Origin of the sequence: Nocardioides sp. (assembly GCF_036274455.1) — a bacterium.
Classification (GTDB): domain Bacteria; phylum Actinomycetota; class Actinomycetes; order Propionibacteriales; family Nocardioidaceae; genus Nocardioides.
Genome location: NZ_DASUFR010000204.1, coordinates 1 through 25,442 on the forward strand (window position 1 = coordinate 1; position 25,442 = coordinate 25,442).

A 25,442-nucleotide genomic window follows, 5' to 3' on the forward strand; every position below is an offset into this window, starting at 1 on the left:
CCACGCGGGACGGGGCCGGCCGTTTCACCGAGTCACGGACTCGGCGGTGCTACTTCTTCTTCTTGACCTTGACCACGAAGTCGTCCTGACCGGCACTCACGGTCGCTGAACCGAGGTACTTCGCGGTCAGCGTGTTCTTGCCGATCTTGAGCTTCTTGGCCTGCTTCTTGGAGATCTTCACCACGACCTTGCCGTTGGACTGCAAGGTCCCGGTACCGAGCAGCTTGGTGCCCTTGTAGATCTCCACGGTGCCGGCCGGTGCGCCCGCGGCGGAGGTCACGGTGACCTTCGCCTTGAACGCGTGGCCCTTGATGATCTGCTTCGGCTTGGCGGCCGCCTTGACGGTGGAGCTCGCCGGAGGCGTGGCGGCCGACTTGCAGTAGGTGATCTGCAGGTTGTCGACGTACCAGCCGTCGTTGCCGCCGCAGCCGTCGCGACCGACGTCGAGGCGGAACTGCACCGTCGAGCCCGGCTGGATGCCGGCCAGCGACAGGTCGACCTGCGAGGTGCCCCACGAGCCACGGCTCTGGCCACCGTCGGTGCCCGAGAAGGCGTCCTGGCCGGCCATCGGGTTGGTGTTGCCCGCGGCAGCCGACAGCAGCCGGCCCGGCTTGTTGAAGGTGTACGCCGCCGGGTTGATCGCCGCGAACGAACCGCCGTTGACGCTGACCTTCACGTTGCCGCCGTCGACGGTGGCCTCGGTGGCCACGTAGTGGTCGAACGACAGCCGGAGCCCAGGCAGGGACCCGGTCGGGATGTTGATCACCGGCGAGGTGATCGAGTCCCGGCTGGAGAAGTCGTTCGGACCCTCCTCGCACGTGCCCTGGTCAGGCGCCGGCCCGTAGGCCACGCCGCCGGCGTGGCTGCCCGGTGCTTCGGTGCTTGCCTCCCACGCAGCGTGGATGCCGGTGCCCGCGGTGACCTCGAAGGAGGGAGTCCAGCCGGCGAGGCCGTCCTCGAAGTCCTCCTTGTAGATCGTCTGGGCGGTGAACCCGGGACCGCACAGCGCGGGCGTGTTCTTGTCGAGCAGCTCCTTGTAGCCACACGCCGTCACCGGCGTCCGCAGCTCCACGGCCTCGATCACCTTGCCGAGGTCGGTGCAGTTGGCAGCGGTGATCGGGTCGCCCGCGTCCGGCGTCGCGTTCGGCTCGGTCGTCAGCTGCCGGATCGGCTGGCCGACCAGGTCGGTGCACGAGGCCTGCAGGGCGTCGGCGAACTCACCGAAGTTGGCCGAGGGGAACAGGTACGCCGTCTGGGCGCGCCACCAGATGGCGGCAGCCCTGTCGAGGCCCATGCCCGTGATCGTCTGCTCGTTGTAGGTGCCACCGTCGACAGACAGCGCGTAGGCGTGGTTGGGCACGCCCGAGTTGCTGTGCACGCCGCCACCGTCGGTGAGGTTCGGGTCGCAGTTGTACTCCGCGTCCGTCACCTTGCCGGGGTTGCCGTAGCAGGTCGGCGTCCACATGTCGCGGATCGCGCCGCCGAACGCCTCGGACTTCTCACCCATCAGCCAGCGGGTGCTGTCGGTGCGGTCGGTGATGTCCTCGGCCTGGACGGTGATCTCGGCGGTCCCGGCGGTCTTGAACCGGGTGCCGTCGGCCTGGGTCACGGTCACGCCGTAGAACCCGTCGGGGGCGGTGCCGGCCGGGTTCGGCGGGAGACCGGCCACGTTGTTGCCGATCACGATGCCGGTGGCGCCGGCGGCGACCGCGTTGTCGACCTTGGCCTGGAAGGTGCAGGTCCCGCGGTCGACGTAGGCCCAGTTGCCGCCCACCGCGGCTGCGTTGGTGTAGGCCGTGCAGCCGTCGTTGACCGTCGGGCCGGTGGCGTTGGCCTCGTCGAGGGCCGAGACCACGGTGGCGTCGACCGGGGTGGTCGTGAACGGCTCGCTGAAGCCGGCCGCCACGGGCGTGCACGGGCCGGCCACGCTCGCGGGAGCGGTGATCGACATCAGCAGCTTCGGCGGCGCGGTCGGCTCGCACTCGCCGTCGGGGCGCTTGGCGTCGAAGGTCTCGCCCTCGTCCTCACGGCCGTTGACCAGGTCGAGGGTCTCGCCCCACACATCGGAGTAGGACTCGTTGAGTGCTCCGGACTGGTACTGGTAGATCAGCCCGCTGGTGAACTGGGTGTAGGCGTGGCCCCACTCGTGCGCCACGACGTCGTCGGAGGTGACGCCGTCGCAGTAGTTGGTGGTGATGCCGTTCCAGTTGGCGTTGGGACAGGCGATCCGCGGGTCGTTGTTGACGGTGATGCGCTTGGCGCCTGCACCGTCGTAGGAGTCGCGGTCGAAGGTGTTCTCGAAGAACCAGTAGGACTCACCGGAGGAGTTCACGAGGTTCTGCTGGTCCACGTTGAGGTCGCCCGGGAAGTCGTCACCCTCGACCCAGACGGTCTCGAAGGTGGGGTTCTGCGCGGTGCCGGATGCCTCCCGCAGCTCGCGGTCGAGGGCGTCGCTGTCCATCGACCAGCGGTTGAGGATCTTGCCCGTGGTCGCGTCGTAGACGAGAGCGTCGCGGATCGCACCGTTGGTGACCTCGGTGTAGTAGGCCAGCACGTTGCGTCCGGCCTCGCCCTTCACGAACCCGGTCCGGTAGACGACCAGCTCGGTGTGGGTCGCCTTCAGGCCGGCGGTGGTCGACGGCTTGTCGGTGTCGAGGTTGGTGGGTGGCTCGGCCTTGACGAAGGCGACGGCGCGGCTGCCGATCTGTGCGGCGGTGAACGTCGGCTCGGTCGTGACATCGATGTCGGGTGCTGCGAAGCCGTTGACCGCGGTCAGGTCGCCGTCCTTGTCGAGGTTGGCGCGCACCGCGCTGCCGAAGACCGGCACGCCCTTGTAGGACTGGGTGTAGGTCACCGTCCAGCCCAGGTCGCTCGCGGCCACCCGCTCGCGGGCCAGCTGACCCTGCGCGGCGCCCAGCAGTGCGGAGTAGGACTTCATGAAAGCGTCGGCCTTGGCCGCCGCCCGGGCGGCACTGTCACCGGCCACGTCGGGCAGCAGGTCGGCGTCCTGGCCGCTGGCGCGCACGAAGCTCGCGGCACCTGTGGCGGCGTTGTTGTGGATGCTGACCGACCCCTGCGCGTCGTCGCGCAGCTGCTTGACCAGCGCCTGGTCGGGCGCCGCCGACGCAGGCGCCGGACTGGCGGACGCCTGGCTGACGACGGCGGGGACCACGGCGAGCCCCGCGCCGAGCAACGCAAGGCTGAGGCCTTGCTTGAGGAATTTCACGACTTCTTCGCCTCCGGAAGGAAAATTTGGCCAGAAGGCGAGCCGGATCCCCGAGGAAATCGGGGGCGACCGAGCCCACCCTGGGCCGCACCCTAGGTAGCCCGAGGACCTCTCGTAAATGCTTTGCGCATGAGAAGTTCGGATGCCCATGCATCCTTGTTGCAGATCAAGGGCAGCCCAGGAGCAGCCCAGGAGCAGCCCGGGAGCAGCCCGGGGGCAGGGCAGGGGCAGGGCGGAGGCAGGGCGGCGGCAGGGCAGTTCCAGGGAACCCCGGGCCACCGTAGCGGGCCGTGGGCGATCGTGGCGCACGCTCCGGCCCCGTCCTCGGGGGACTGTCCTCGACGGACGGGGCCGGACGGCTGGGGCGGGTCAGGCCTCAGCGATGGTGATGGTGGTGCTTCTTCTTCTTCGTCACCTTCACCTTGACGGTGGTCTGGCTCGCCGAGAAGTCCGCCGTCCCGAGGTACTTCACCGTCAGGGTGTGGACACCCTTCTTCTTCAGCCCCTTGGCGATGCGGATCGTCACCGTGCCGCCCGCGAGGGTGCCGGTCCCGATCAGCTTGGAGCCGTCGAAGACCTGCACGGTGCCGGTCGGGGTCCCGCCGGACGAGGCGACCGTCGCCGAGACGTTGAACGGCTTCTTGGACTTGACCTTCTTGGGAGCCGAGGCGGTGACCGTGGTGGCGCTCGGCGGTGCCGGGGTCACGCTGAGCTTCCAGACCGACCTGCCATGGGTGGCGGCGTAGAGCGTCTGCCCGGCGGCGTCGTAGGTCAGCCCGTAGACCGCCACGACCGGCAACCCCTGGGTCCCGACCCAGCCTCCGCTGCCGGTGGTCGACCGGGTCACCACGCCGTAGTCGGTCGACGCGAACAGCGACTTGGTCGCCGGCACGTAGACGACGTCGGTGATCGGCTGGTCGCCCAGGTTGGCGCTCAGGTCGGTGGCGGTCGCGGTGCCGGTGCCCGGGTTGAAGGTCACGTCGTAGACATGTCCGCCGGGGGAGTACGCCGAGTAGCCCGAGTAGGAGATGTAGGCGTGGTTCGGGTTGGCCGGGTCGATCGCGATGCTGGACGGGAACCGCTGCGGCAGACCGGCGCTCTGGTCCAGCCGCGTGTACGTCACCGCATCCGCCGACGCCGCGTTGGCGTTGGGCGAGACGTAGATGCGGCCCAGTCGGGTGCCCGCCCACAGGGTGGAGGCGTTGCTGGGTGCCCGCTCGACCGCGACGACGTAGTTGGCCGCGTTGCCGCCCGAGAGGTCACCTGCTGCGCCGCCCAGGGTGACCCAGTCGCCGCACTGCACGCTGAAGTCGCCGGTGAGCTCGTTGCAGTGCTCGTCCAGGTAGGCCTGCGGACCACCGTTGTCGGTCGTGCGCCAGATGTGCCGCAGCCCGTTGAAGACCGTGCCGGACGTGACCGGGTCGACGGTCAGGGGCGTGTAGAACGACGAGGCCTCGTTGAACGGGTCGCTGATCCAGTCCCAGCTGGTCGGTGAGCCGTTGTCGAAGCTCACGTCGTGCTGGGGGTTGAAGTAGGAGTGGAAGCGGATCGCCGGGTTGGCGTGGTCGAAGCCGGACTGGCCGCCGTCGCCACCGACGGTCTCGGAGAAGCCGGCCTGGTCGCTCTCCCAGGTGCCGTTGTCCTGGGTGCCTCCCTGCACAGCGCTGTTGCTGCCGATGCTGACCGACTGGTACTGCAGGGTCTGCAGGCCCACGTTGGTCCTGTCGTCGTTGTTGGTCGGGATGGCGGAGAGGAACTGCTGGCAGTCGGCGAGGTCCGGACCCGCGAGGTCGGGACGCGAGTCGCAGTCCGCGCTGCGGTCGACGTACGGTCCGTTCTCACGGACCACGCCGCCGTCCGAGGCGGTGAAGAACGTCTCCGCGCCCCCCGTGTCGACGAAGACCAGCGCGTGGTGGTCCGGGTGCAGGCCGTTGTCGTCCACGTCGTTGGTCATGTCGGTGAAGTGGGCTCCGGCGTCGGCCGACCGGACCACGGCGCGCCCGTTGGAGCTGCCCGGGCCGCCGAAGACCTCGAGCTCGTCGTAGTTCATCGAGCCCGACAGGAACACCTCGTCGGGGAGGCCCGGCGGGCTCGTGACGACCATGTCGTAGGAGCACTGGCCCTGGCAGAAGTTGTAGGAGCCGTAGCCCGGCGTTCCCTTGGTCGCGCTGGACAACGCGGTCCACGACGGCGTGGCCGCGGTTGCGTCGTCGGTGCGCAGCAGACCGGAGACGGCGTCGCCGAACTCCGTCGCGTCACCGAGGTAGATCCGGGTGGCGCCGCCCGGCAGGGAGGCGGTCGCGAACTCGACGCGGTTGGTGGAGCTGGTCGCGACCGCGCCGGGGTTGTGGATCGAGTAGATGCGGGTCCACGCACCACCGGCCGACGTGGCGCGGTAGAGGCCGTAGTCGAACATGGAGGCGTAGGCCACGCCGGCGTGGGTCGGGTCGAACTCGATCTTGGAGATGCCGGCGCGGAAGAAGTCGCCACCGGTGGGCGACGTCGGGTCTCCCGAGTCAGCCATCTCGCTCAGCGCGAGGGTCCAGGAGCCGCCGCCGTTGGTGGTCTCGTACAGCCCGAGCTGCGGTGCTCCCGGAGGAGTGAACCGGCCGCCGTTGACCGAAGAGGAGCCGTGGCGGGCGACAGCGGTGCCGACGAGGATGTGCTGGGGGTTGTTGGGGTCGATCGCGACGGCGCCGACCGAGCGGTTGATCGTGAAGTCGCCGGCCAGGACCTGGGTGTTGACCTTGGTGAAGGACACTCCACCGTCGGTGGACTTGAAGAGTCCGAGCCCGGCCTCGGAGTCCGAGGACCCGTTGGGCTCGCCGGTCCCGACCCAGACACTGCCGTCTGCGCCGATGGTGATCGAGCCGATCGCGTTGGAGGGCAGGTTGGTGCCGACCGAGGTCCAAGTCGGCGTCGCCGCCAGGGCGTTGCTCGACTTCCACAGCCCGCCGCCGGCCGTGCCGGCGTACAGCGTGCACGAGGCCGGGGTGCAGGCGCCCGTCGTGGCCAGCGCCGTCGTACGCCCGGAGACGTGTGCCGGCTTCCCCGTGTAGGTCGCCTCGGCGGCGACCAGGCCGCCGTTGGGCCCGACGGCCGTCCACGTCGACGGCGCGGCCGCATCGGAGTCGATGGTCTCGGCCAGCACGTCGCGACCTGCGTTCGTCTGCGCGCGGCGGGCGATCCGGTCAGCCGCGCTCGCGGAGCGCCGTTGCTGTGCCGGCTCGATGACCTTGCGGGGGTAGGCCCGCTCGTCATAGGACTCCTGGTTGGGCCCGTTCCGGATCTCGCCGGTCGCCTCCGGGTCGCCACTGGCCTGGGCCAGCTTCTCGGAGGTGAAGGCGAGCGGCATCGCCCGCTCCTTCCTCAGCGACGAGTGCTTCTCCAGCGCCTCGCGCATCTCGTGGCTGGCACCCCGCGCCTCCGCTTCTCGCTCCCTCTCCTTGCTGTCGGATCCCCCTCCTCTCGAGAGGACGATGCCGAGTGCAGCAGCGATCAGCACGACCGATGCGACGACACTGACGAGAACGCGAGGCTTCTTGCCCATGCTGTCTCCCGAGTGGAATGTCCCGTCGTCGTTGACGAGAACAATCGGACAGTAGGGCCGCGTCCAACACCGGCGGAAGGTGATGGCAGGTTGTGGGCAGGAAGTCGTGTCGGCCCTGCGCCGGCCGTCACGATGGTGACAAGGGGCCAGACCGTTCGGTCGAGCCCCTCACGGCTTCGATCAGCGATGCGTGAGCACCAGCTCAGTCGGGATGCCGCCCCCGGTGATGGTGCCGACAGGCGGCTGCGCGGCCGACGAAGGGCCGACGAAGAGAACCAGGGGGCCCGGCAGTGCCGGGCCCCCTGTTGCGCCGTCGTCGCTACGGCGTGGAGACAGAATCGGGCATGGAGGTTGCCGAAGTCAACTAACCTGCCAGCAACCTGCAAGCGTTCTCACCCACCTGGAGGAAGCGACACGCATTCATGTGGTGCGTGTGACTGGAGTGACGATTGCATAGGGTTGGTGAGGTGGCGACCCGTACGTCTTCCCCGGCGGGCTCGCGTAGCAGGAGCACGGCTTCTGACACTCGAGCCCGCAGTACCCGGCAGCGCAGCCGGACCGCGTCCAGCAAGAAGCGCAAGCCCACGCGCAAGCGTGCCCGCGGCAAGAGCGCGAGCCGCAACCGGCGCCCGGCGCCGCGCGCGGTGCGCACCGGCCGCGGGCCGATCGCCACCTTCTTCGACACGGTCTTCAAGGGCCTGGCCGCCGTCTGGCTGGCGGTCGCCCACGGCATCGGCGCCCTCGCCCGCGGGATCGGCCACGGCGCGCGCGACCTCGAGCCCGAACACCGCCGCGACGGGGTCGGGCTCCTCATGTTCGCCCTGGCCGTGGTTGCCGCGGCAGCGGTCTGGTTCCAGCTCGACGGGCCGCTCATGGGCTGGGTCCGGGTCGCGGTCACCGGCTGCGTCGGCAAGGTCGGCTGGCTGGTGCCGCTGATGATCGTCGTCGTGGGCTGGCGCAACCTGCGCGACCCGCTCCACAACGGCCCCGCCGGGCGCCAGGTCGTGGGCTGGGCCGCGCTCGGCCTCGGCCTGCTCGGCATCGTCCACATCGCCGAGGGCAACCCGCAGCCTGTCTCCGGCGACTCCGGCCCGCTGCGTGAGGGAGGCGGTGCGATCGGCTACGTCGTCACCTCGCTCCTCCTCGACCTCCTCCGCAGCCCCTACGTCGTCGTGCCGGTGCTGCTCCTCCTCGCGTTCTTCGGCGTCCTCGTCATCACGGGCACACCTCTCTACAAGGTGCCCGCGCGGCTGGCTGCGGCTCGCGACCGGGCCCTCGGTCGCCAGCAGCCGGACGAGGGCAGCGATGCCTCGCCGCGGCCGACGCGCCGCGGCCGGCGTACCGACCTCGACGCCACCGGCGAGATCGACCCGACGCTGGGCGATCCCGCCTACGACACTCCCGTCCTCGAGGACCGCGAGCGCCCACGCCGGCGCCGCAAGCGCGAGGACGACCCCGAGGCGACCCAGCCGGAGGGGATCCCCGTGGTCGTCGAGGAGGCGCCGACCTCCGACCTCGAGCCGCCGCCGCACACGCCGCTGCCCGAGCGCGTCGAGCAGCTGTCGTTCTCCGGCGACGTCGTCTACCACCTGCCGCGCAACGACATGCTCAAGCCCGGGTCACCGCACAAGGCCCGCTCCAAGGCCAGCGACGAGGTGGTCGGACGTCTGACGACGGTCCTCGACGAGTTCGGGATCGACGCCCAGGTCACCGGCTACACGCGCGGCCCGACGGTGACCCGCTACGAGGTCGAGCTCGGCCAGGCCGTCAAGGTCGAGAAGGTCACGGCGCTCTCCAAGAACATCGCCTACGCCGTCGCCTCCGCCGACGTCCGGATCCTCAGCCCCATCCCCGGCAAGTCGGCGATCGGCATCGAGATCCCCAACGTGGACAAGGAGATCGTCTCGCTGGGCGACGTGCTCCGGTCGGGCACCGCCCGCGGGGACCACCACCCGATGGTCTGCGGCCTGGGCAAGGACGTGGAGGGCGGCTTCGTGGTCGCCAACCTCGCGAAGATGCCGCACCTCCTGGTGGCCGGCGCCACCGGCTCCGGCAAGTCGAGCTTCATCAACTCGATGATCACCTCCATCCTGATGCGGGCCACGCCCGACGAGGTGCGGATGGTCATGGTCGACCCCAAGCGGGTCGAGCTGAACGCCTACGAGGGCGTCCCGCACCTGATCACCCCGATCATCACCAACCCCAAGAAGGCCGCCGAGGCGCTGGCCTGGGTCGTGCGCGAGATGGACATGCGCTACGACGACCTGGCCAACTTCGGCTTCCGCCACATCGACGACTTCAACAAGGCCGTCCGCGCGGGCAAGGTGCAGGTGCCGGCGGGCAGCGAGCGCGAGCTCGCGCCGTACCCCTACCTGCTGGTCATCGTCGACGAGCTCGCCGACCTGATGATGGTCGCCCCGCGCGACGTCGAGGACGCCGTGGTGCGCATCACCCAGCTCGCTCGCGCGGCGGGCATCCACCTCGTGCTGGCGACCCAGCGCCCGAGCGTCGACGTGGTGACAGGGCTGATCAAGGCCAACGTGCCGTCGCGGCTGGCGTTCTCGACCTCCTCGCTGGCCGACAGCCGGGTCATCCTCGACCAGCCCGGAGCGGAGAAGCTGGTCGGCCAGGGCGACGGGCTGTTCCTGCCCATGGGCGCCTCGAAGCCCGTCCGGGTCCAGGGCTCCTGGGTGACCGAGGCCGAGATCCACGCCGTGGTGAAGCACTGCAAGACCCAGCTCGGACCGGTCTACCGCGACGACGTCACCGCGGCCGCATCGAGCAAGCGCGAGCTGGACGACGACATCGGCGACGACCTCGAGCTGGTCATCCAGGCGGTCGAGCTGGTCGTGTCCACGCAGTTCGGTTCGACGTCGATGCTGCAGCGCAAGCTGCGGGTCGGCTTCGCCAAGGCCGGCCGGCTGATGGACATCCTCGAGAGCCGGGGAGTGGTGGGTCCGAGCGAGGGCTCGAAGGCCCGCGATGTGCTCGTCAAGCCTGACGAGCTCGACGCCGTGATCGCGACGCTGCAAGGGGAGCTGTGATGACCGATCTGCTGGGCTCCGACACCGAGGACCTCACCGGGGACCTCTCCGGCCTCGTCGACACCGCCGAGCGGCCGGCTGTTCCAGAGGTGGCGGACGGACCGCGCTCGACGAGGGGTCCTGACGAACCCGAGGCCGACGAGGTCGTCATCCGGCGCAACGGCCGGGTGTCGGTGGTGCTGGCCGCGGTCAGCGCCGTGCTCGCGGCGGCCTACTTCGCCCGCGCGGTCACCGAGTTCGGCCATGTCGTCGACTGGATCCTGTGCGTCGGGCTGACCGCGCTCACCTGGGCCCACGTCTTCTCCTTCCTCGACTCCCGGATGCCGCTGCTGGTCGCGGACTCACACGGCGTCCGGATCCGGCTCGGCCGCACCTGGCGGGGGATGGCGTGGGACGACCTCGAGGAGATCGAGTACGCGCCGCGCCGTCGCCTGGTCCGCGACGGCAGGCTGGTGCTGTTCCCGCGCAACCTGGACGGCGAGCTGGCGATGCTGGGCCGGGCCGGACGGCGGCACGCACGGGTGACCGACCGGATGTTCGGCGCGCCGTTCGCGCTGCCGCTCGGACTCACCACGCGGGTGGTGGGTGCCGACGGCGACCTGGGCGGAGCACTCGTGCGGCTGGCTGCGGGCCGCTGCGAGGTCGTCGAGGTCGTGCCGGGCGCCCCCGAGCCGGAATCCTCGGACGAGGACGAGGCGCACTCGGCCGAGCTGGTCGAGGCCGACGCCAACGACGGCGGCGAGCCGGACCCGACGCCCGAGGTCGTGGCACCTGCCGCCGTGGTCGTGGCCAGCCCGACGCCCAGCCCGCTGCGCGACGTACGCCCGGCGGTCCGCGCCGAGGTGTCCCGCGACCGCGACTGGGAACCGGAGGCCACGCAGTCGGTGGAGCTGCCGGCGATCCCGCACGCGACCTCGACGTTCGTCATCGACGACCTCGCCGCGCTCGAGGCGGTCGAGCCGGTGATCGGGCCCGAGCTGAAGGCGGCCCGCGAGCGGCTCTGGCTCTCGATCGACCAGCTGGCCGAGCGCACCCGCATCCGGCCGCACGTCATCGAGGCGATCGAGATCGACGACTTCGCGCCGTGCGGTGGCGACTTCTACGCCCGCGGCCACCTCCGCACCCTGGCGCGGGTGCTCGGGATCGACGTCGCGCCGCTGCTCAAGGCCTACGACGACAAGTACGCCGACGCGCCCATCGACCCGCGCCGGGTCTTCGAGGCCGAGCTGGCCACCGGACGGCACGGCGCGATCAGGGGCGTCCGCGGTGGCCCGAACTGGTCGGTGATCGTCGCCGCGGTGATGACCGTCGTGCTGGCGTGGTCGGTGGCCCGGCTCGTCATGGACAACCCGTCGACGGTGTCGCCGGCCTCGCCGAGCCTGGCTGACGGGTCGGCCGGGCTGACCAGCGGCAGCACCAGCGTGGACGCGGCGAAGGTCCCGGTCGTCCTCACCGCCGCCGGCGGCGGCGCGCACGTCGTGGTCCGCGACGGCACCGGGAAGGTCGTGTTCACCGGCTCGCTCGCCTTCGGCCAGAGCCGGACCCTCCAGGTCTCCCCGCCGGTCCGGATCCAGACCACCGACGGCTCGCTCGAGGTGACCGTTGACGGCAAGAGCCACGGCGCGGTCGGGCGGACCGGCCAGCCGGCGCAGGACGTCTACACGGCTCGTTGATTCGGGACTTCCGCCGGTTGATTCCGCCGTTCCGCCGGTTGATTCCGCACTTCCGCCGGTCGAGTCAGGGCGCGCCCCGACCGGCGGAAGTCCCGACTCGACCGGCGGAAGTCCGGATTCAACGGGGGAGGGGGGATTCGCGCGCTCACCATCGGGTCGACAGTATGGGCGGGTGAGCCAGCCGCTGTCCGTCGCACTCGTGACGCTCGGCTGCGCGCGCAACGAGGTTGACTCCGAGGAGCTGGCCGGACGGCTGGCGGCGGACGGGTTCCGACTGGTCGACGACCCGTCGGCCGCGGACACCGTGCTGGTCAACACCTGCGGCTTCGTCGAGCAGGCCAAGAAGGACAGCGTCGACGCGCTGCTCGAGGCCGCCGACCTCAAGGGCACCGACCACGGGCCGACGTCGGTGGTCGCGGTCGGCTGCCTGGCCGAGCGGTACGGCGCGGAGCTGGCCGAGTCGCTGCCGGAGGCCGACGCGGTGCTCGGCTTCGACGACTACCCCGACATCTCCGCGCGGCTGCGCTCGATCGTGGCGGGGGAGATCCTGCACCCGCACACGCCGCAGGACCGGCGCCGGCTGCTGCCGATCAGCCCGGTCGACCGCGAGGCCGCGCCGGCCGCCCCCCGGTCCCGGCTGACGACCGGGCCGATGGCCCCGCTCAAGCTGGCCTCGGGCTGCGACCGGCGCTGCACGTTCTGCGCGATCCCGACGTTCCGTGGCTCGTTCGTCAGCCGTCGGCCCACCGACGTCCTCGAGGAGGCCAGGTGGCTGGCCGCCGACGGGGTCAGGGAGCTCTTCCTCGTCAGCGAGAACTCCACGTCGTACGGCAAGGACCTCGGCGACCTGAGGCTGCTCGAGTCGCTGCTTCCCGAGCTGGCCGCGGTCGACGGCATCGAACGGGTCCGGGTCTCCTACCTGCAGCCGGCGGAGCTCCGGCCCGGGCTGCTCGAAGCGATCGCGACCACACCCGGCGTCGCGGCGTACTTCGACCTCTCCTTCCAGCACGCCAGCAACGCGGTGCTCCGCCGGATGCGCAGGTTCGGCGACCCCGACAGCTTCCTGGGGCTGCTCGAGCGGGTGCGTGCGCTCGCCCCTGCGGCCGGGGTCCGCTCCAACGTCATCGTCGGCTTCCCCGGCGAGACCGAGCAGGACCTCGAAGCGCTGTGCGACTTCCTGGTCGCGGCCCGGCTCGACGTGGTCGGCGTGTTCGGCTACTCCGACGAGGACGGCACCGAGGCCGCGACCTACGACGACAAGCTCGACGACGACGAGGTCCGCGCCCGGACCTCGCACGTGGCCGACCTGGTCGAGCAGCTCACCGCCCAGCGGGCCGAGGAGCGGGTCGGCGAAGATGTCGTGGTGCTGGTCGAGGAGATCGCGGAGGGCGAGACGATCGGGCGCGCGGCCCACCAAGGCCCGGAGGTCGACGGGACCACGTCACTCCTCCGGCCCGCCGAGCTCGGTGAGCTCGTGCGGGCCAAGGTCGTCGGGTCCGAAGGAGTCGACCTCGTGGCGGCGCGGCAGTGAACGACGACGTGGCGGCCAGGCCGAGCAACCTCAACCTGCCCAACGTCCTGACCAGCCTGCGGATCGCGTTGGTTCCGTTCTTCGCGATCGCGCTGCTGATGGATGGTGGTACGTCGATCGGCTGGCGCCTCACGGCGTTCGCGATCTTCGTCGGCGCGATGGTCACCGACAAGATCGACGGCGACATCGCGCGCAAGCGCGGGCTGATCACCGACTTCGGCAAGATCGCCGACCCGATCGCGGACAAGGCGATGACGGGGATGGCGTTCATCGGCCTGGCGATCATCTACGACAACCCGTGGTGGTGGGCGGTCACGATCATCGTGGAGCTGCGCGAGTGGAGCGTCACGCTCCTGCGCCTCTCGGTCTTGAAGAAGGTGGTGATCGCCGCCGACCAGCTCGGGAAGGTCAAGACCACCTTCCAGGCGGTCGGTCTCAGCGGCCTGGTCCTGCCGCTCATGGACTCCGACCTGCCGGAGTGGATGCAGGTCCCGGCGGAGATCCTGTGGTGGATCGCCATGGCCCTCGTCGCCGTCGCCGTCGCGCTCACGATCATCTCGGGCGTGCAGTTCTTCCTCGGCGTGTGGCGGCAGCGCCACCTGCTCCGCGGCGCGCCCGCGGAAGGCCCGGCCGGTCCCCAGTCCGGGTGACGTGACCAGGGCAAGGTCTTGACGGCGCTGCCCGTGTCGCAGAGAGTGCAGCCACCACACGGACTCGGGCCCGTCGACCTGACCACATCGACCTGCTCGCCCAGCTCGGCTGAGCGCCAGAGGCCGAGAGCCGGAGTGGCACGCGACGCCGCTCCGGCTCTCTCTCATCTCGCCTGCGTCTCGTGGGCTCCACCCTCTGGGGTGTGCCGTGGGTGGTACGTCGTAGTCATTTCTGACCACGTTCAGACCTGTCGCTCGCATGTACTTGACCTGCCGCCGATCGTCACCGAGAGTTCATCCACTGTCCGGCCTCGGGGTCGGGAACAACACGTACGGTTCCGGCGCCCCGGAACCGTTACTGCACACCTGTCGACTCGTTCGAGACCCTTCCCCGCCTCGATGAAGTCGTCTCTCACCACCATCGGAGACCCTTCATGCCAGCACCCCGGCCGCCGCGCCGCCGCGTCCGCCTCGCCGCCCTCGTCTCGGCCGTCCTGGCCGTCAGCGGTTTCCAGCTCCTCCTCGCCCCACAGGCGCAGGCCGTCAGCGGCACCGTCGTGATCAGCGAGGTGTTCGGCGCCAACGGCAACCTGTACAACCAGGACTACGTCGAGCTGCACAACATCGGCGCCGGCCCCGTCGACCTGACAGGGATGTCGGTGCAATACCGCGCGGCGACCAGTGGCACCGGTGCGAGTTCGGGCGTGAACCTGACCGGGTCACTCCCGGCGGGCGGCTACTACCTCGTCGGGGGCGCCTCGAGTGCGACCGGCACGGCCATCCCGACTCCGGACGCGGCCAACACCAGCATGAACATGTCGGGGACCAACGGTGTGGTGATTCTGGCAAACACCACGACGTCCAACCTGCTGACCAACGCCCAGATCGGCGACGGCCCCTCGATCGTCGGCACGCCGGGGACGAACGCGTTGATCCAGGATCTCGTCGGATACGGCACGACCCCGGACCGCTACGAGACGGCGCGTGCTCCCCAGCCCGGCAACACCTCCGTCATCCAGCGCACGGCCGGTGACACCGATGACAACTCCGCTGACTTCGCGACCAGCGCGACCGGGGACCCGACCAACCTGGGCGGGAGCTCACTTCCTCTCTCGCTGGCGACCATCAGCAACCAGAACGCCGCGGTCGGTACGCCGGTCAACATCGACTTCGTGTCCAACGCCAGCGGTGGCACGCCGCCGTACACCTGGAGCGCAACGGGTCTTCCGACCGGTCTCGGCATGGACGCCGCGGGTGCCGTCACCGGCACGCCGACCGTGGCTGACGACTTCAACGTCGAGGTGACTGTCGAGGACAGCGCAGCTCCGACGCACGCCACGGCCTCCAAGACCTTCACCTGGCATGTCTCCGCCCCGCTCAGCGTCACTCCGATCGCCCAGATCCAGGGCACGGGCTCCTCCTCGCCGCTGGTGGGCGAGCTGGTCAGCACCCAGGGCGTGGTCACCGCCAGCTACCCGACGGGTGGCCTCAACGGTTTCTACATCCAGACCCCGGGCCCCGACACCGCGAACGCGTCCGACGCGATCTTCGTCTTCGGCGGCGCCGGCTTCAGCAACTACCCGACGATCGGTGCCTCGGTCTCGGTGACCGGCACGGTCACGGAGTTCAACGGGCTCACCGAGCTCGTAGTCGACAACGGCGGTGTCAGCACGATCGCCGACCTCCCGGGCTCGGTGACGCCCAAGACCCAGATCCCGCAGACCAACTGCGCGGTCGGTGCCTGCCCGTCGACCGCGGCGCTCAACGATGCCCGTGAGCCCGTCGAGGGCGAGCTGTTCAAGCCCACCGCGGCGTGGACCGCGACTGACGTGTACGACGGCGGCCCCGCGTACAACGACGGCACCAACTCCTCGCAGAACTTCGGTGAGATCGGCGTCGCGGCAGACCGCAACAAGCCGCTCGTGGCGCCGACCGAGGTCGTCGACGCGCAGAAGACCAACGCCGTCAACCAGCGCATCGCCTACAACAACGCGCACCGGATCATCCTCGACGACGGCTCGAGCACCAACTACTCCAGCGCCACCGGCCAGCCGTTCCCGTGGATGTCGTCCAGCTACGTGCCGAGGGTGGGCGCCGCGGTCACGTTCCCGGGACCGGTCGTGCTCACCTGGGGCTTCAACCAGTGGCGGATCGAGCCGACCACCCAGGTCGTGGGCGCGCCGACGGCCGGCCAGCCGCAGTTCTCGCAGACCCGGGCGGCCAACGCCGCACCGGTGAACGTGGGCGGGCAGATCAAGCTGGCGACGTTCAACGTGCTCAACTTCTTCCCGACCACGGGGGAGGAGTTCGCGGGCGGCGCGGGCCACACCTGCACCTACTTCAACGACCGGCAGGGCAACCCGATCACGGTCAACTCGTGCAACCCGAACGGTCCCCGCGGTGCCGCCAACGCAGCCAACCTGCAGCGGCAGCGCGACAAGATCGTCGCGGCGATCAACACGGCGAACGCCGACATCGTCTCCCTGGAGGAGCTCGAGAACTCGGTCCAGTTCGGCAAGCCGCGTGACTTCGCGATCTCCGCGCTCGTCGACGCGCTCAACGCCGACGCGGGTGCGGGCACGTGGGCCTTCGTGCCGTCGCCGGCCACCTTGCCGCCGACCGCGCAGCAGGACGTGATCCGGACCGGCTTCATCTACAAGCCGGCGAAGGTCGAGACCGTCGGGACGTCCGTCGTCCTCTCCAGTGAGAGTGGCACGGGCGGTGCGTTCGAGGACGCCCGCGAACCGCTGGCCCAGGCCTTCCGCCAGGCCGGCGGATCGGCGAGCGACACGTTCGCGGTCATCGTCAACCACTTCAAGTCCAAGGGCTCCGGCACACCTGACCCGAACGGCCAGGGCAACGCCAACGACCGCCGGGTCCTGCAGGCGAAGAGCCTGCTGACCTTCGCCAACTCGTTCAAGGCGGCGCGGGGCACCGACAAGGTGTTCCTGGTCGGCGACTTCAACGCCTACTCGAAGGAGGACCCGATCCAGGTCCTCGAGGACGGTGGCTACACCAACCTCGACTCGACCAGCGACCAGAGCGAGGAGAGCTACAACTTCGACGGCTTCGTCGGCTCGCTCGACCATGTCCTGGCGAACGCGGCGGCGCACGAGATGGTCACCGGAGTCGACGTGTGGCCGATCAACGCGTACGAGTCGGTCTACTACGAGTACAGCCGGTTCAACTACAACGTCACGAACCTCTACGACGCCGGTCCGTTCCGGTCCTCCGACCACAACCCGGAGATCGTCGGGCTCAACGTCACCGAACCGTCGACCCGAACCATCCAGATCCTCGGCACCAACGACTTCCACGGTCGTCTGCAGCGGGAGACCGGCAGCCCGACCGCGGGGGCGGCGGTGCTGTCCGGTGCGGTGAAGCAGCTCCGCGGGCAGAACCCGGACACGGTGTTCGCTGCAGCCGGTGACCTGATCGGTGCCTCGACGTTCGAGTCGTTCATCGCGCACGACAAGCCGACGATCGACGCGCTCAACGAGGCGGGCCTGGACGTGTCGTCGGTGGGCAACCACGAGTTCGACCAGGGTTACAACGACCTGGTGAACCGCGTGATGGCGCCGTACAACGCGACGACCAACCCCGACGGTGGTGCCGGCTGGCAGTACCTCGGTGCGAACGTGCGCTTCCGGTCCAGCAACAACCCGGCCCTGCCGCGGACGTGGACCAAGTCCTTCGGCTCGGTGAAGGTCGGGTTCGTCGGTGCGGTGACCGAGCACCTGCCGGAGCTGGTGTCGCCGGGTGGGATCGCCGACATCAAGGTGACCGACATCGTCGACGAGGTGAACACCGCGGCCGACAACCTGAAGGCCAACGGCGCCGACATCGTGGTGATGCTGGTGCACGAGGGCGCGCCGATGACCAACTGCAACCAGATCGGCAACCTCGGCCCCGACACCGACTTCGGGTCGATCATCACCGGCGTCAACGACAACGTCGACGCCATCGTCTCCGGGCACACGCACCTGGCCTACAACTGCCGCTTCGCGGTCCCCGGCTGGGACGGTCGTCCGGTCACGCAGCGCCCGGTCGTCTCGGCCGGTCAGTACGGCATGGCTCTCAACCAGCTCGACTTCACCGTCGACACGGCCACGGGCCAGATCGAGTCGTCGGACCAGCACCTGCTCAACCTGCAGGACTGCGGGGCGACCTGCACCACGTCCGCTCCGGTCTACGTGCCGAACTACCCCGCCGACCCCGACACGGAGAGCATCGTGGCGGACGCCGTGGCGAACGCTGCCGTGCTGGGTGCGGTGAAGCTCGGGAACCTGGGCGGTCCGTTCTTCCGAGGCAAGGTGGCGGACGGGACGACCGAGAACCGTGGTGCCGAGTCGACCCTGGGCAACCTGGTGGCCGAGGTCCAGAAGTGGGCCACCCGGAACCCGGAGTCCGGATCGGCGCAGATCGCATTCATGAACCCGGGTGGGTTGCGACAGGACATGACCGGGACGGGTTCCGGCGCGTTCCCGCGGGACCTGACCTACCAGCAGGCGGCGGTGGTGCAGCCGTTCGCGAACACGTTGGTCAACATGGGGCTGACCGGTGCGCAGATCAAGACGGTGCTGGAGCAGCAGTGGCAGCCTGCGGGTGCGTCGCGGCCGTTCCTGAAGCTGGGCATCTCGAAGGGGTTCACCTACACCTTCGATGACAGCAAGCCGGTGGGGTCGCGGATCACGGGCATGTGGCTCAACGGGACGCCGATCAACCCGGCGACGGAGTACTCGGTCACCGTGAACTCCTTCCTGGCCACCGGCGGTGACAGCTTCTTCGAGCTGAACAACGGTGCCCACAAGCAGGACACCGGCCAGACCGACCTGCAGGCGATGGTGGCCTTCATGGCGGAGTTCGCGTCGGGTGCGAGCCAGGTGGCGCCGAGCTACGTGCAGAACGGCGTCGGGGTGAAGTTCCCGGCCGGTGCGCCGGCCAGCTACGCCCCGGGTGACCACGTGAAGTTCGACGTCTCGTCGTGGTCGATGACCAACGCGCTGGACGTCAAGGACAGCGTGGTCACGGTCAAGCTGGGCTCGGCCACGCTGGGCACGGCGACGTTGGACAACGCGCCGCAGGCCGCGCTCCCAGGGTTCGACACGGTGGGCAAGGCGTCGGTGGACGTGGTGCTGCCGGCCGGTACGCCGGGTGGTGCGACCTCGTTGACGTTGGTGGGCACCGACACCGGCACCTCGATCACGGTGCCGATCACGGTCAGCGGTGGCGGTGGTGGCCAGCCCACCAAGGTCGCCTCGACGACCACCGGGAAGGTCAAGCCGGCCAAGCCGAAGGTGGGTCAGAAGGTCAAGCTGAAGGTGAGCGTGACCGGTGCGAACGGTGTCGCGGTGACCGGCCAGGTGACGATCACGGTCAAGGGTGAGGACGCCATCACCGTGGACCTGGTCAACGGCAAGGCCACCGTCAACCTCGGCAAGTTCAACAAGAAGGGCAAGAAGAAGGTCACCATCGACTACTCGGGCAGCACCACCCTGCTCCCGAGCAGCGAGACCTTGACCTTCAAGGTCCGCGCCCGCTAGGGGAGGGAACCCGACCACGAGGGTCGGGGGCGGCGTACGCCGCTCCCGGCCCTCGGTCGCGCTGGGGTGGCGAGTTTCGTCGGCTGGCCGACGAAACTCTCGCTTGGACGACGGACCTTCGTCGTTCAGGCGAAAGGTTCGTGGGCTCGAGGCCGACGCGCGACTGAGGTTCGTCGGTTGACCGACGAAACCTGGTGCAGACCCAGCACCTGACGCCTTGTCCACAGATTCCCCGATCCCAGGGTGCCCGGTGTTCCCGGGGGAATCGTCGGACAGTGGCGACCTTCCCTTTCGACGAGCACGGCATCCTGCTGCGGCGACACGCGATCGAGCTCGGCTACGACGACAACTGGCTGTGGCGAACGCGCAAGGCCGGCGAGATCGTGCGCATGCGCCAGGGCGCCTACGCGGACGCCCACGTCTGGAAGGCCGCCAGCCGGGCCGAGCAGCACCGGCTCGTCAGCCGGGCGGTGATGATGCAGTACGACGACCGGGTAGCCCTCTCTCACGTGAGCAACCATCTGCTGGCCGGAGGGCCGGACTGGGGCCTCGACCTCACGACGGCGCACGTCACCAACCTGTTCGGTCGTGGTGATCGCACGAAGGCCGGTGTCACCCATCATCACGGTCAGTGTCGGGTCGGCGATGTCACTAGGTACGACGACTTCTGGGTGACGGCCTCGGCTCGGACAGCCGTCGACACCGCAGCGGCAGCACCGCTGGTGCCGGCGGTCTGTGTCCTCGACTGGTGGCTCAACCAGGGACTCGTGACTCGAGACGAGCTCGCGTTCTACGTCGAAATCTTCATGCGGTGGTGGCCCATGACAGTCGGCCTCCCGACGGCATTCGCACGGTCTGATGGCCGCTCCCAGTCCGTCGGAGAAACTCGCAGCCGTCTGCTTCTCGAGGACGGGGGCTACCAGCCCATTCCCCAGTTCGAGGTGGCTCATCCGTCCGGCCGGCTGGTCGGCGTCGTCGATCTCGTGCTCCGTGAGGAGGGCGTGATGATCGAGTTCGACGGCGAGGTCAAGTACGGACGGCTGCTCAAGCCGGGCCAGAAGCTCGAGGACGTGATCCGGGCGGAGCGTGACCGCGAGAAGCTGCTGCAGGAGCTCACTGGCATGTGGATGCTGCGTTTGGTGTGGGCTGATCTCGCTACGCCCGAGCGCACGCTCCGGCGTATCGGCGAGATCGTGGCCAAGGCCGGCAGCCGTCGGGCGGGCTGACATCGGCCACGAACCTCTTGGGTGGACGACGAAGCTTCGTCGTCCACCCAAGCGGTTCGTCGGCCAGCCGACGGACCTCACGGCCTCCATCCCACAGTTTCGTCGGCCAGCCGACGAAACTCCCCGATCAGAATCTCAGCCAGCCTCGGAGGCCGCGCGCTGCTCGGCGTCGGCGAGGTGGAACGCCGCCTGCACGAGGGCCAGGTGGCTGAAGGCCTGGGGGAAGTTGCCGACCATCCGCTTGCGGACCGGGTCGTACTCCTCCGAGAGCAGCCCCACGTCGTTGCGCAGCTCCACCAGGCGATCGAAGAGGGCGTGAGCGTCGTCGAGGCGGCCGGCCGCGGCGTAGGCCGCCACGAGCCAGAACGAGCAGGCGAGGAACGGGTGCTCGTCACCGCTCAGGCCGTCGACGCCGCTCTCGGTGCGGTAGCGGAGCACCAGCCCCTCGTGGATGAGGTCCTCCTCGATCGCCGCGATGGTGCCGAGCATCCGCGGGTCGTCGCCGTCGATGAAGCCCACCAGCGGCAGCATCAGCAGCGAGGCGTCGACGTCCTTGGTCTCGTAGTGCTGGACGAAGGTGCCGCGCTCGGCGTCGTAGCCGCGCTCCAGGACCTCGTCGCGGACCTGGTCGCGGAGCTTCCGCCACTTCTCGAGCGGGCCCTTCAGGTCGTACTTCTCCATCGCCCGCACGGCCCGATCGAAGGCGACCCAGGTCATCACCCGGGAGTAGGTGAACGCGCGGCGTTCACCCCGGATCTCCCAGAGCCCGTGGTCGGGCTCCTGCCAGTGCCGGGCCAGGTCCTCCACGAGCGCGCGCTGCAGCGGCATCGCATCCACGTAGGGGTGCCCCTCGCTCTGTCGCACCCTCCCGAGCGCGTCCATCACCTCGCCGAGGACGTCGTGCTGCACCTGGTCGACCGCTCCGTTGCCGATCCGCACCGGGCGGGAGCCCGCATAACCGGGCAGGTGGTCGAGGGTCGTCTCGGGCAACCGGCGCGAGCCGTCCACGCCGTAGAGCACCTGCATCCGCGCGGGGTCACCGGCGAGGGTGCGCAGGAGCCAGTCGCGCCACAGGTCGGCCTCCTCGGTGTAGCCGGCCCGGAGCAGCGAGTTCAGGGTGAGGGCGGCGTCGCGCAGCCAGCAGTAGCGGTAGTCCCAGTTGCGCTCACCGCCGAAGTCCTCAGGTAGCGATGTCGTAGGTGCCGCCACGATCCCGCCGGTGACCTCGTCGGTCATCAGCCGGAGCGTGAGCAGCGAGCGCCGCACCACGTCGGGGTGGGGGACGTCGCGGGTGGCCCGGTCGGCCCACCGCTCGTCGTCGGCGATCGACTCCTCGATCTCGCCGGGCAGGAGATGCAGGTCGGTGGGCACCTGGTACGACGGGAACCAGGTCATCGAGAAGATCAGCTCCTCGCCCTCGGAGATCTCGAACTCGTCGTTGTGGGAGTGGTCAGTGGGGACCGGCAGGCGCGGACCACGCAGGATGAACTGGTCCGGTCCACCGATGGCGGTGATCACCTCATCGCCCTGGATCGTCATCCGGCGCACCCACGGCTTGACCAGCCCGTAGTCGAGCCGGATCCGCCACTCGTGCCGCATCCGCACCGTGCCGTGCACGCCGATGACCTTGCGGACCAGGTCGGACCGGCCGTCGTTGCGCGGCATCAGGTCGATGAGAGCCACCACCCCGTCGTCGGTGGTGAAGGTGGTCTCCAGGACCGAGGAGGCACCCAGGTAGCGCCGGGTGGTGTCGTACCTCGCCACGGGCTCGAACTGCCAGTGGCCGTGGTCATCGGTGCCGAGCAGGCCGGCCAGGCAGGCCGCGGAGTCGAAGTGGGGCAGGCACAGCCAGTCCACCGAGCCGTTCTTCCCGACCAGCGCGGCGGTACGCCGGTCACCGATGAGTGCGTAGTCCTCGATCGGCAGCGCCACACCTCGACAATAGGGTCTCAGGTGTGGAGACAGCCTCGATCGCGGCTCGGGTGCATGCCGTGCTGCAGGAGCGGGGGCAGACCCTGGCCACCGCCGAGTCGCTGACCGGCGGGCGACTGGCCGCGCTGCTGACCGGCGTACCGGGCGCCTCGAAGAGCTACCTGGGCGGCGTGGTCGCCTACGCGACCTCGGTCAAGGAGTCGCTGCTCGGCGTGCCGGCCGAGCTCGTGGAGAGGTACGGCGTGATCTCCTCCGAGTGCGCGCTGGCGATGGCCCGGGGCGCGGCGTCGGTCACGGGTGCGACGTGGGGGATCGGCACCACCGGGGTGGCCGGGCCGGAGGGCCAGGACGGCCACCCGCCGGGGACGGTGCACGTCGGCCTGGTCGGGCCGGGACAGACCCGGGCGCTGGCGTTGGAGCTGGTCGGCGGCCGGGAGGCCATCCAGGACCGGACCTGCCAGGCGGCGCTGTCGGCGCTCGCGGACATGCTCTCGGGCCGGTGATCGGCTGATGATCGGTCCTGCTGGCCGGGATGAGCGGCGGGAAGAACCACGGCTCGGGTAGCGTTGCACACCACGGACGAGTCAGGACGAGGGGAGAGGAGACGCGCATGGTGCTGTTCCGGCGGTTGCTCGGCGACGTGCTTCGTGCCCAGCGGATGCGTCGCGGCATGACGCTGCGCGAGGTCTCCGCCGAGGCCCGGGTGAGCCTGGGCTACATCTCCGAGATCGAGCGGGGCCAGAAGGAAGCGTCCTCCGAGCTGCTCGCCTCGTTGTGCTCGGCCCTCGACCTGCCGCTCTCCGTCGTGCTGCGCGAGGTCTCCGACCTCGTGGCCCTCGAGGAGTCGCTCGCCGCAACTTCGACCGAAGAGGTTGTCGCCAACGCGGCTTGACACGGGTTAGGTTGTCGCGCGTGACGTCGACCCGGCGCATTGTCGCGCTTCTCTCTGCTCTTCTCCTGCCACTTTTCGCGGTCTCTGTCGTCACGACGACGGCCTCCGCCGCTGACGGCTCGCTGTTCCAGCCGCTCTCGGGCTTCAAGCCATCCGCTTCCGCCAACGTCTCGGTCCGCCCGACCGCCTACAAGGCCTACCGGGCCGACCTGGCCGGGATCCGGGCTCAGCTGGCCGGTAGCGGCAACAAGACGCTGAGCATCCCCGACCCGGCCGGCACGATGACGGACTTCACCGTCGCGGAGAGCTCGGTGATGGCGCCGTCCCTACAGGCGGACCACCCCGACATCCGGACCTACGCCGGCTCGGCCGCCAACGGCACCACCATCCGGCTCGACGTCACGCCGCTCGGCTTCCACGCGATGGTGCGCCGCCCCGACGGCATCGTCTGGTACGTCGAGCCCGCGACCCGCGCGGTCGGCGAGAGCCGGGTGCTGAGCTTCGCAGGCGCAGCGGCCGGTGACGCGCCCGGCCTCGAGGACGAGGTAAAGGGGGTGGCCCAGCAGGCTGCCCAGGCCATCGGCGGCGACTTCTCCACCCCGGGCGGGCCGGTCACCCAGCGGGTCTACCGGCTGGCCCTGGTCACCGACCCCGCCTACGCGCTCGCGATCACCGGCGGCGTCACCGACCACGCCACCGACGACCCGATCGTCTTCGCCGCCAAGGCCACGCTCGTCAACCGGGTCAACGAGGTCTACAACGACGACGTGGCCTACCGGTTCGAGATGATCCCGGGCACCGACACCAAGCTGAACCTGCTCACCGCCGCGGAGATGAGCGGGCCTGGCGGTCCGTGCGGCGCCAACGCATGCTTCCCGGCGGCCACCGGCAGCTACGACTGCGGCGACGTCCTCAACCGCAACACCTTCGCGCTCGGCCAGTTGGTAGGCGCCGACACCTTCGACATCGGCCACATCGGCATGGGCGTCAACGGCGGAGGAATCGCCGGGCTCGGTGTCGTGGGCGGGGCCAGCAAGGCCCGCGGCTGCACTGGCATCCCGACGCCGGTCGGCGACGTCTACGCGATCGACTACGTCGCTCACGAGATGGGCCACCAGATGGGTGGCAACCACACCTTCAACGGCACCCAGGTCAACTGCAGCGGCGGCAACCGCAACGGCGCGACCTCGGTGGAGCCGGGCTCCGGCGTCACGATCATGGCCTACGCCGGCATCTGCGGCTCCGACGACCTGCAGCCGCACAGCGACCCCTACTTCTCGCACCGCAGCATCGACGAGTTCGAGGCGACCACGGCCGCCACGCCGGCGAACGTGGCCGAGCAGCAGGTGGTCAACCTGTCCGGGTACGACGGGACCGACGCGTTCACGATCTCCTGCACCTCCGGCTGCAGCACGTCGACCGCAATCACCAACGGTGCCAACTACACCGCGGCCGACCTGCTGGCCGCGGTGAACACCGTCACAGGGAAGACCCCGACCTCGGTCACCGGCTACGACGGGGGCGCCTTCAACACCAACGGCTTCACCGTGACCTGGCCCTCCTCGGCCGGCGACGTGCCCAAGCTCGTCATCAGCCCGACCGTCGGGACCTTCACGACCTTCACCGGCGTGATCAACAACGGCGGTCCGGGCACCAACGGCGGCACCCCGGCCGCCGTCCCTGACGAGGTCTCTCCGGTGGTGACCGTGCCGGCGGACAAGACGATCCCGAAGCAGACGCCGTTCACCCTGACCGGCGCGGCCACGGACGCGAACGCCGGCGACGTGCTGACCTACCAGTGGGAGCAGACCGACAACGGGGTCGGCGCGGGCACCAGCCTGGTGAGCAACAACAAGGTCAACGGCCCGTTGTTCCGGGTGTTCGGCAAGTACGCCAACGTGACGTCGGGCGGCACCGTGACCTACCACTCGCCCGGGGAGAACATGGCCGGGACCGACCCCAGCCGGACCTTCCCCGATCTCGACCAGATCCTGGCGGGCAACACCAACGCCGCCACGGGCACCTGCCCGGCGCCGGTGGCGGGCGGCACGATCCCGGTGACCGACCCGGCACTCAACTGTTTCTCGGAGTTCCTGCCGACGTCGGCCTGGGTGGGCACCGGCAACCGGGTCATGCACTTCCGGCTGACCGCGCGCGACGAGTTCACGCCGGACG

12 protein-coding genes are annotated in these 25,442 nt (G+C 69.7%); 9 read left to right on the plus strand and 3 right to left on the minus strand.

Going from position 1 to position 25,442, the window contains the following annotated elements:
• Nucleotides 1-49: 49 nt before the first annotated feature.
• Nucleotides 50-3,226: a M4 family metallopeptidase gene (locus VFV89_RS19965; RefSeq protein WP_329707728.1), complete on the minus strand. Its 3,177-nt coding sequence runs from the start codon at nucleotides 3,224-3,226 to the stop codon at nucleotides 50-52.
• A gap of 376 nt (nucleotides 3,227-3,602) precedes the next feature.
• The gene (locus VFV89_RS19970) at nucleotides 3,603-6,776 is read right to left on the minus strand and encodes an Ig-like domain-containing protein (protein WP_329707729.1); all 3,174 of its coding nucleotides are present in this window, start codon (nucleotides 6,774-6,776) and stop codon (nucleotides 3,603-3,605) included.
• Nucleotides 6,777-7,243: 467 nt separating this feature from the next.
• Here VFV89_RS19970 and VFV89_RS19975 point away from each other — a divergent pair, with 467 nt between their 5' ends.
• The 6 genes from VFV89_RS19975 to VFV89_RS20000 all read left to right on the plus strand — a co-directional run bounded on the left by VFV89_RS19975 (nucleotide 7,244) and on the right by VFV89_RS20000 (nucleotide 20,443).
• Entirely contained in the window at nucleotides 7,244-9,820 is a 2,577-nt protein-coding gene (locus VFV89_RS19975; RefSeq protein ID WP_329707730.1) for a DNA translocase FtsK 4TM domain-containing protein, read from the plus strand.
• Nucleotides 9,820-11,493, plus strand: coding sequence for a RodZ domain-containing protein (locus tag VFV89_RS19980; protein ID WP_329707731.1), 1,674 nt, complete (start codon nucleotides 9,820-9,822; stop codon nucleotides 11,491-11,493). Before VFV89_RS19975 ends, VFV89_RS19980 begins: the two co-directional genes overlap by 1 nt.
• Nucleotides 11,494-11,677: 184 nt before the next feature.
• On the plus strand, nucleotides 11,678-13,024 hold the full coding sequence (gene rimO / locus VFV89_RS19985) for a 30S ribosomal protein S12 methylthiotransferase RimO (RefSeq protein ID WP_329707739.1): 1,347 nt from the start codon (nucleotides 11,678-11,680) through the stop codon (nucleotides 13,022-13,024).
• Nucleotides 13,021-13,674 (plus strand): CDP-diacylglycerol--glycerol-3-phosphate 3-phosphatidyltransferase, encoded by a 654-nt coding sequence (gene pgsA, locus VFV89_RS19990; RefSeq protein ID WP_329707732.1) that lies wholly within the window; start codon nucleotides 13,021-13,023, stop codon nucleotides 13,672-13,674. Before rimO ends, pgsA begins: the two co-directional genes overlap by 4 nt.
• Before the next feature lie 434 nt (nucleotides 13,675-14,108).
• A complete protein-coding gene (locus tag VFV89_RS19995; RefSeq protein ID WP_329707733.1) occupies nucleotides 14,109-19,217 on the plus strand; it encodes an ExeM/NucH family extracellular endonuclease in 5,109 nt (1,702 codons plus the stop codon).
• 194 nt (nucleotides 19,218-19,411) lie between these two features.
• A complete protein-coding gene (locus VFV89_RS20000; protein WP_329707734.1) occupies nucleotides 19,412-20,443 on the plus strand; it encodes a hypothetical protein in 1,032 nt (343 codons plus the stop codon).
• Nucleotides 20,444-20,578: 135 nt separating this feature from the next.
• Here the strand turns inward: VFV89_RS20000 and VFV89_RS20005 are convergent, their stop codons facing one another.
• Nucleotides 20,579-22,375 carry a glycoside hydrolase family 15 protein gene (locus VFV89_RS20005; protein WP_329707735.1) on the minus strand — a complete coding sequence of 599 codons (1,797 nt, stop codon included), beginning with the start codon at nucleotides 22,373-22,375 and terminating at the stop codon, nucleotides 20,579-20,581.
• A 23-nt stretch (nucleotides 22,376-22,398) separates the two neighbouring features.
• Between VFV89_RS20005 and VFV89_RS20010 the strand changes: the two genes are divergently transcribed.
• The 3 genes from VFV89_RS20010 to VFV89_RS20020 form a co-directional block, all read left to right on the plus strand.
• A complete protein-coding gene (locus tag VFV89_RS20010) occupies nucleotides 22,399-22,878 on the plus strand; it encodes a CinA family protein (protein ID WP_329707736.1) in 480 nt (159 codons plus the stop codon).
• 107 nt (nucleotides 22,879-22,985) lie between these two features.
• On the plus strand, nucleotides 22,986-23,267 hold the full coding sequence (locus tag VFV89_RS20015; RefSeq protein WP_329707737.1) for a helix-turn-helix transcriptional regulator: 282 nt from the start codon (nucleotides 22,986-22,988) through the stop codon (nucleotides 23,265-23,267).
• 20 nt (nucleotides 23,268-23,287) lie between these two features.
• On the plus strand, nucleotides 23,288-25,442 hold a 2,155-nt coding region (locus VFV89_RS20020), incomplete at its 3' end, for a M12 family metallo-peptidase (RefSeq protein ID WP_329707738.1).

Excerpts from the sequence above, each read along its gene's own strand:
- VFV89_RS19970 (WP_329707729.1), bottom strand. The coding sequence starts at position 6,776 with ATGGGCAAGAAGCCTCGCGTTCTCGTCAGTGTCGTCGCATCGGTCGTG.
- VFV89_RS19980 (WP_329707731.1), top strand. The coding sequence starts at position 9,820 with ATGACCGATCTGCTGGGCTCCGACACCGAGGACCTCACCGGGGACCTC.
- VFV89_RS19995 (WP_329707733.1), top strand. The coding sequence starts at position 14,109 with ATGCCAGCACCCCGGCCGCCGCGCCGCCGCGTCCGCCTCGCCGCCCTC.
- VFV89_RS20015 (WP_329707737.1), top strand. The coding sequence starts at position 22,986 with ATGGTGCTGTTCCGGCGGTTGCTCGGCGACGTGCTTCGTGCCCAGCGG.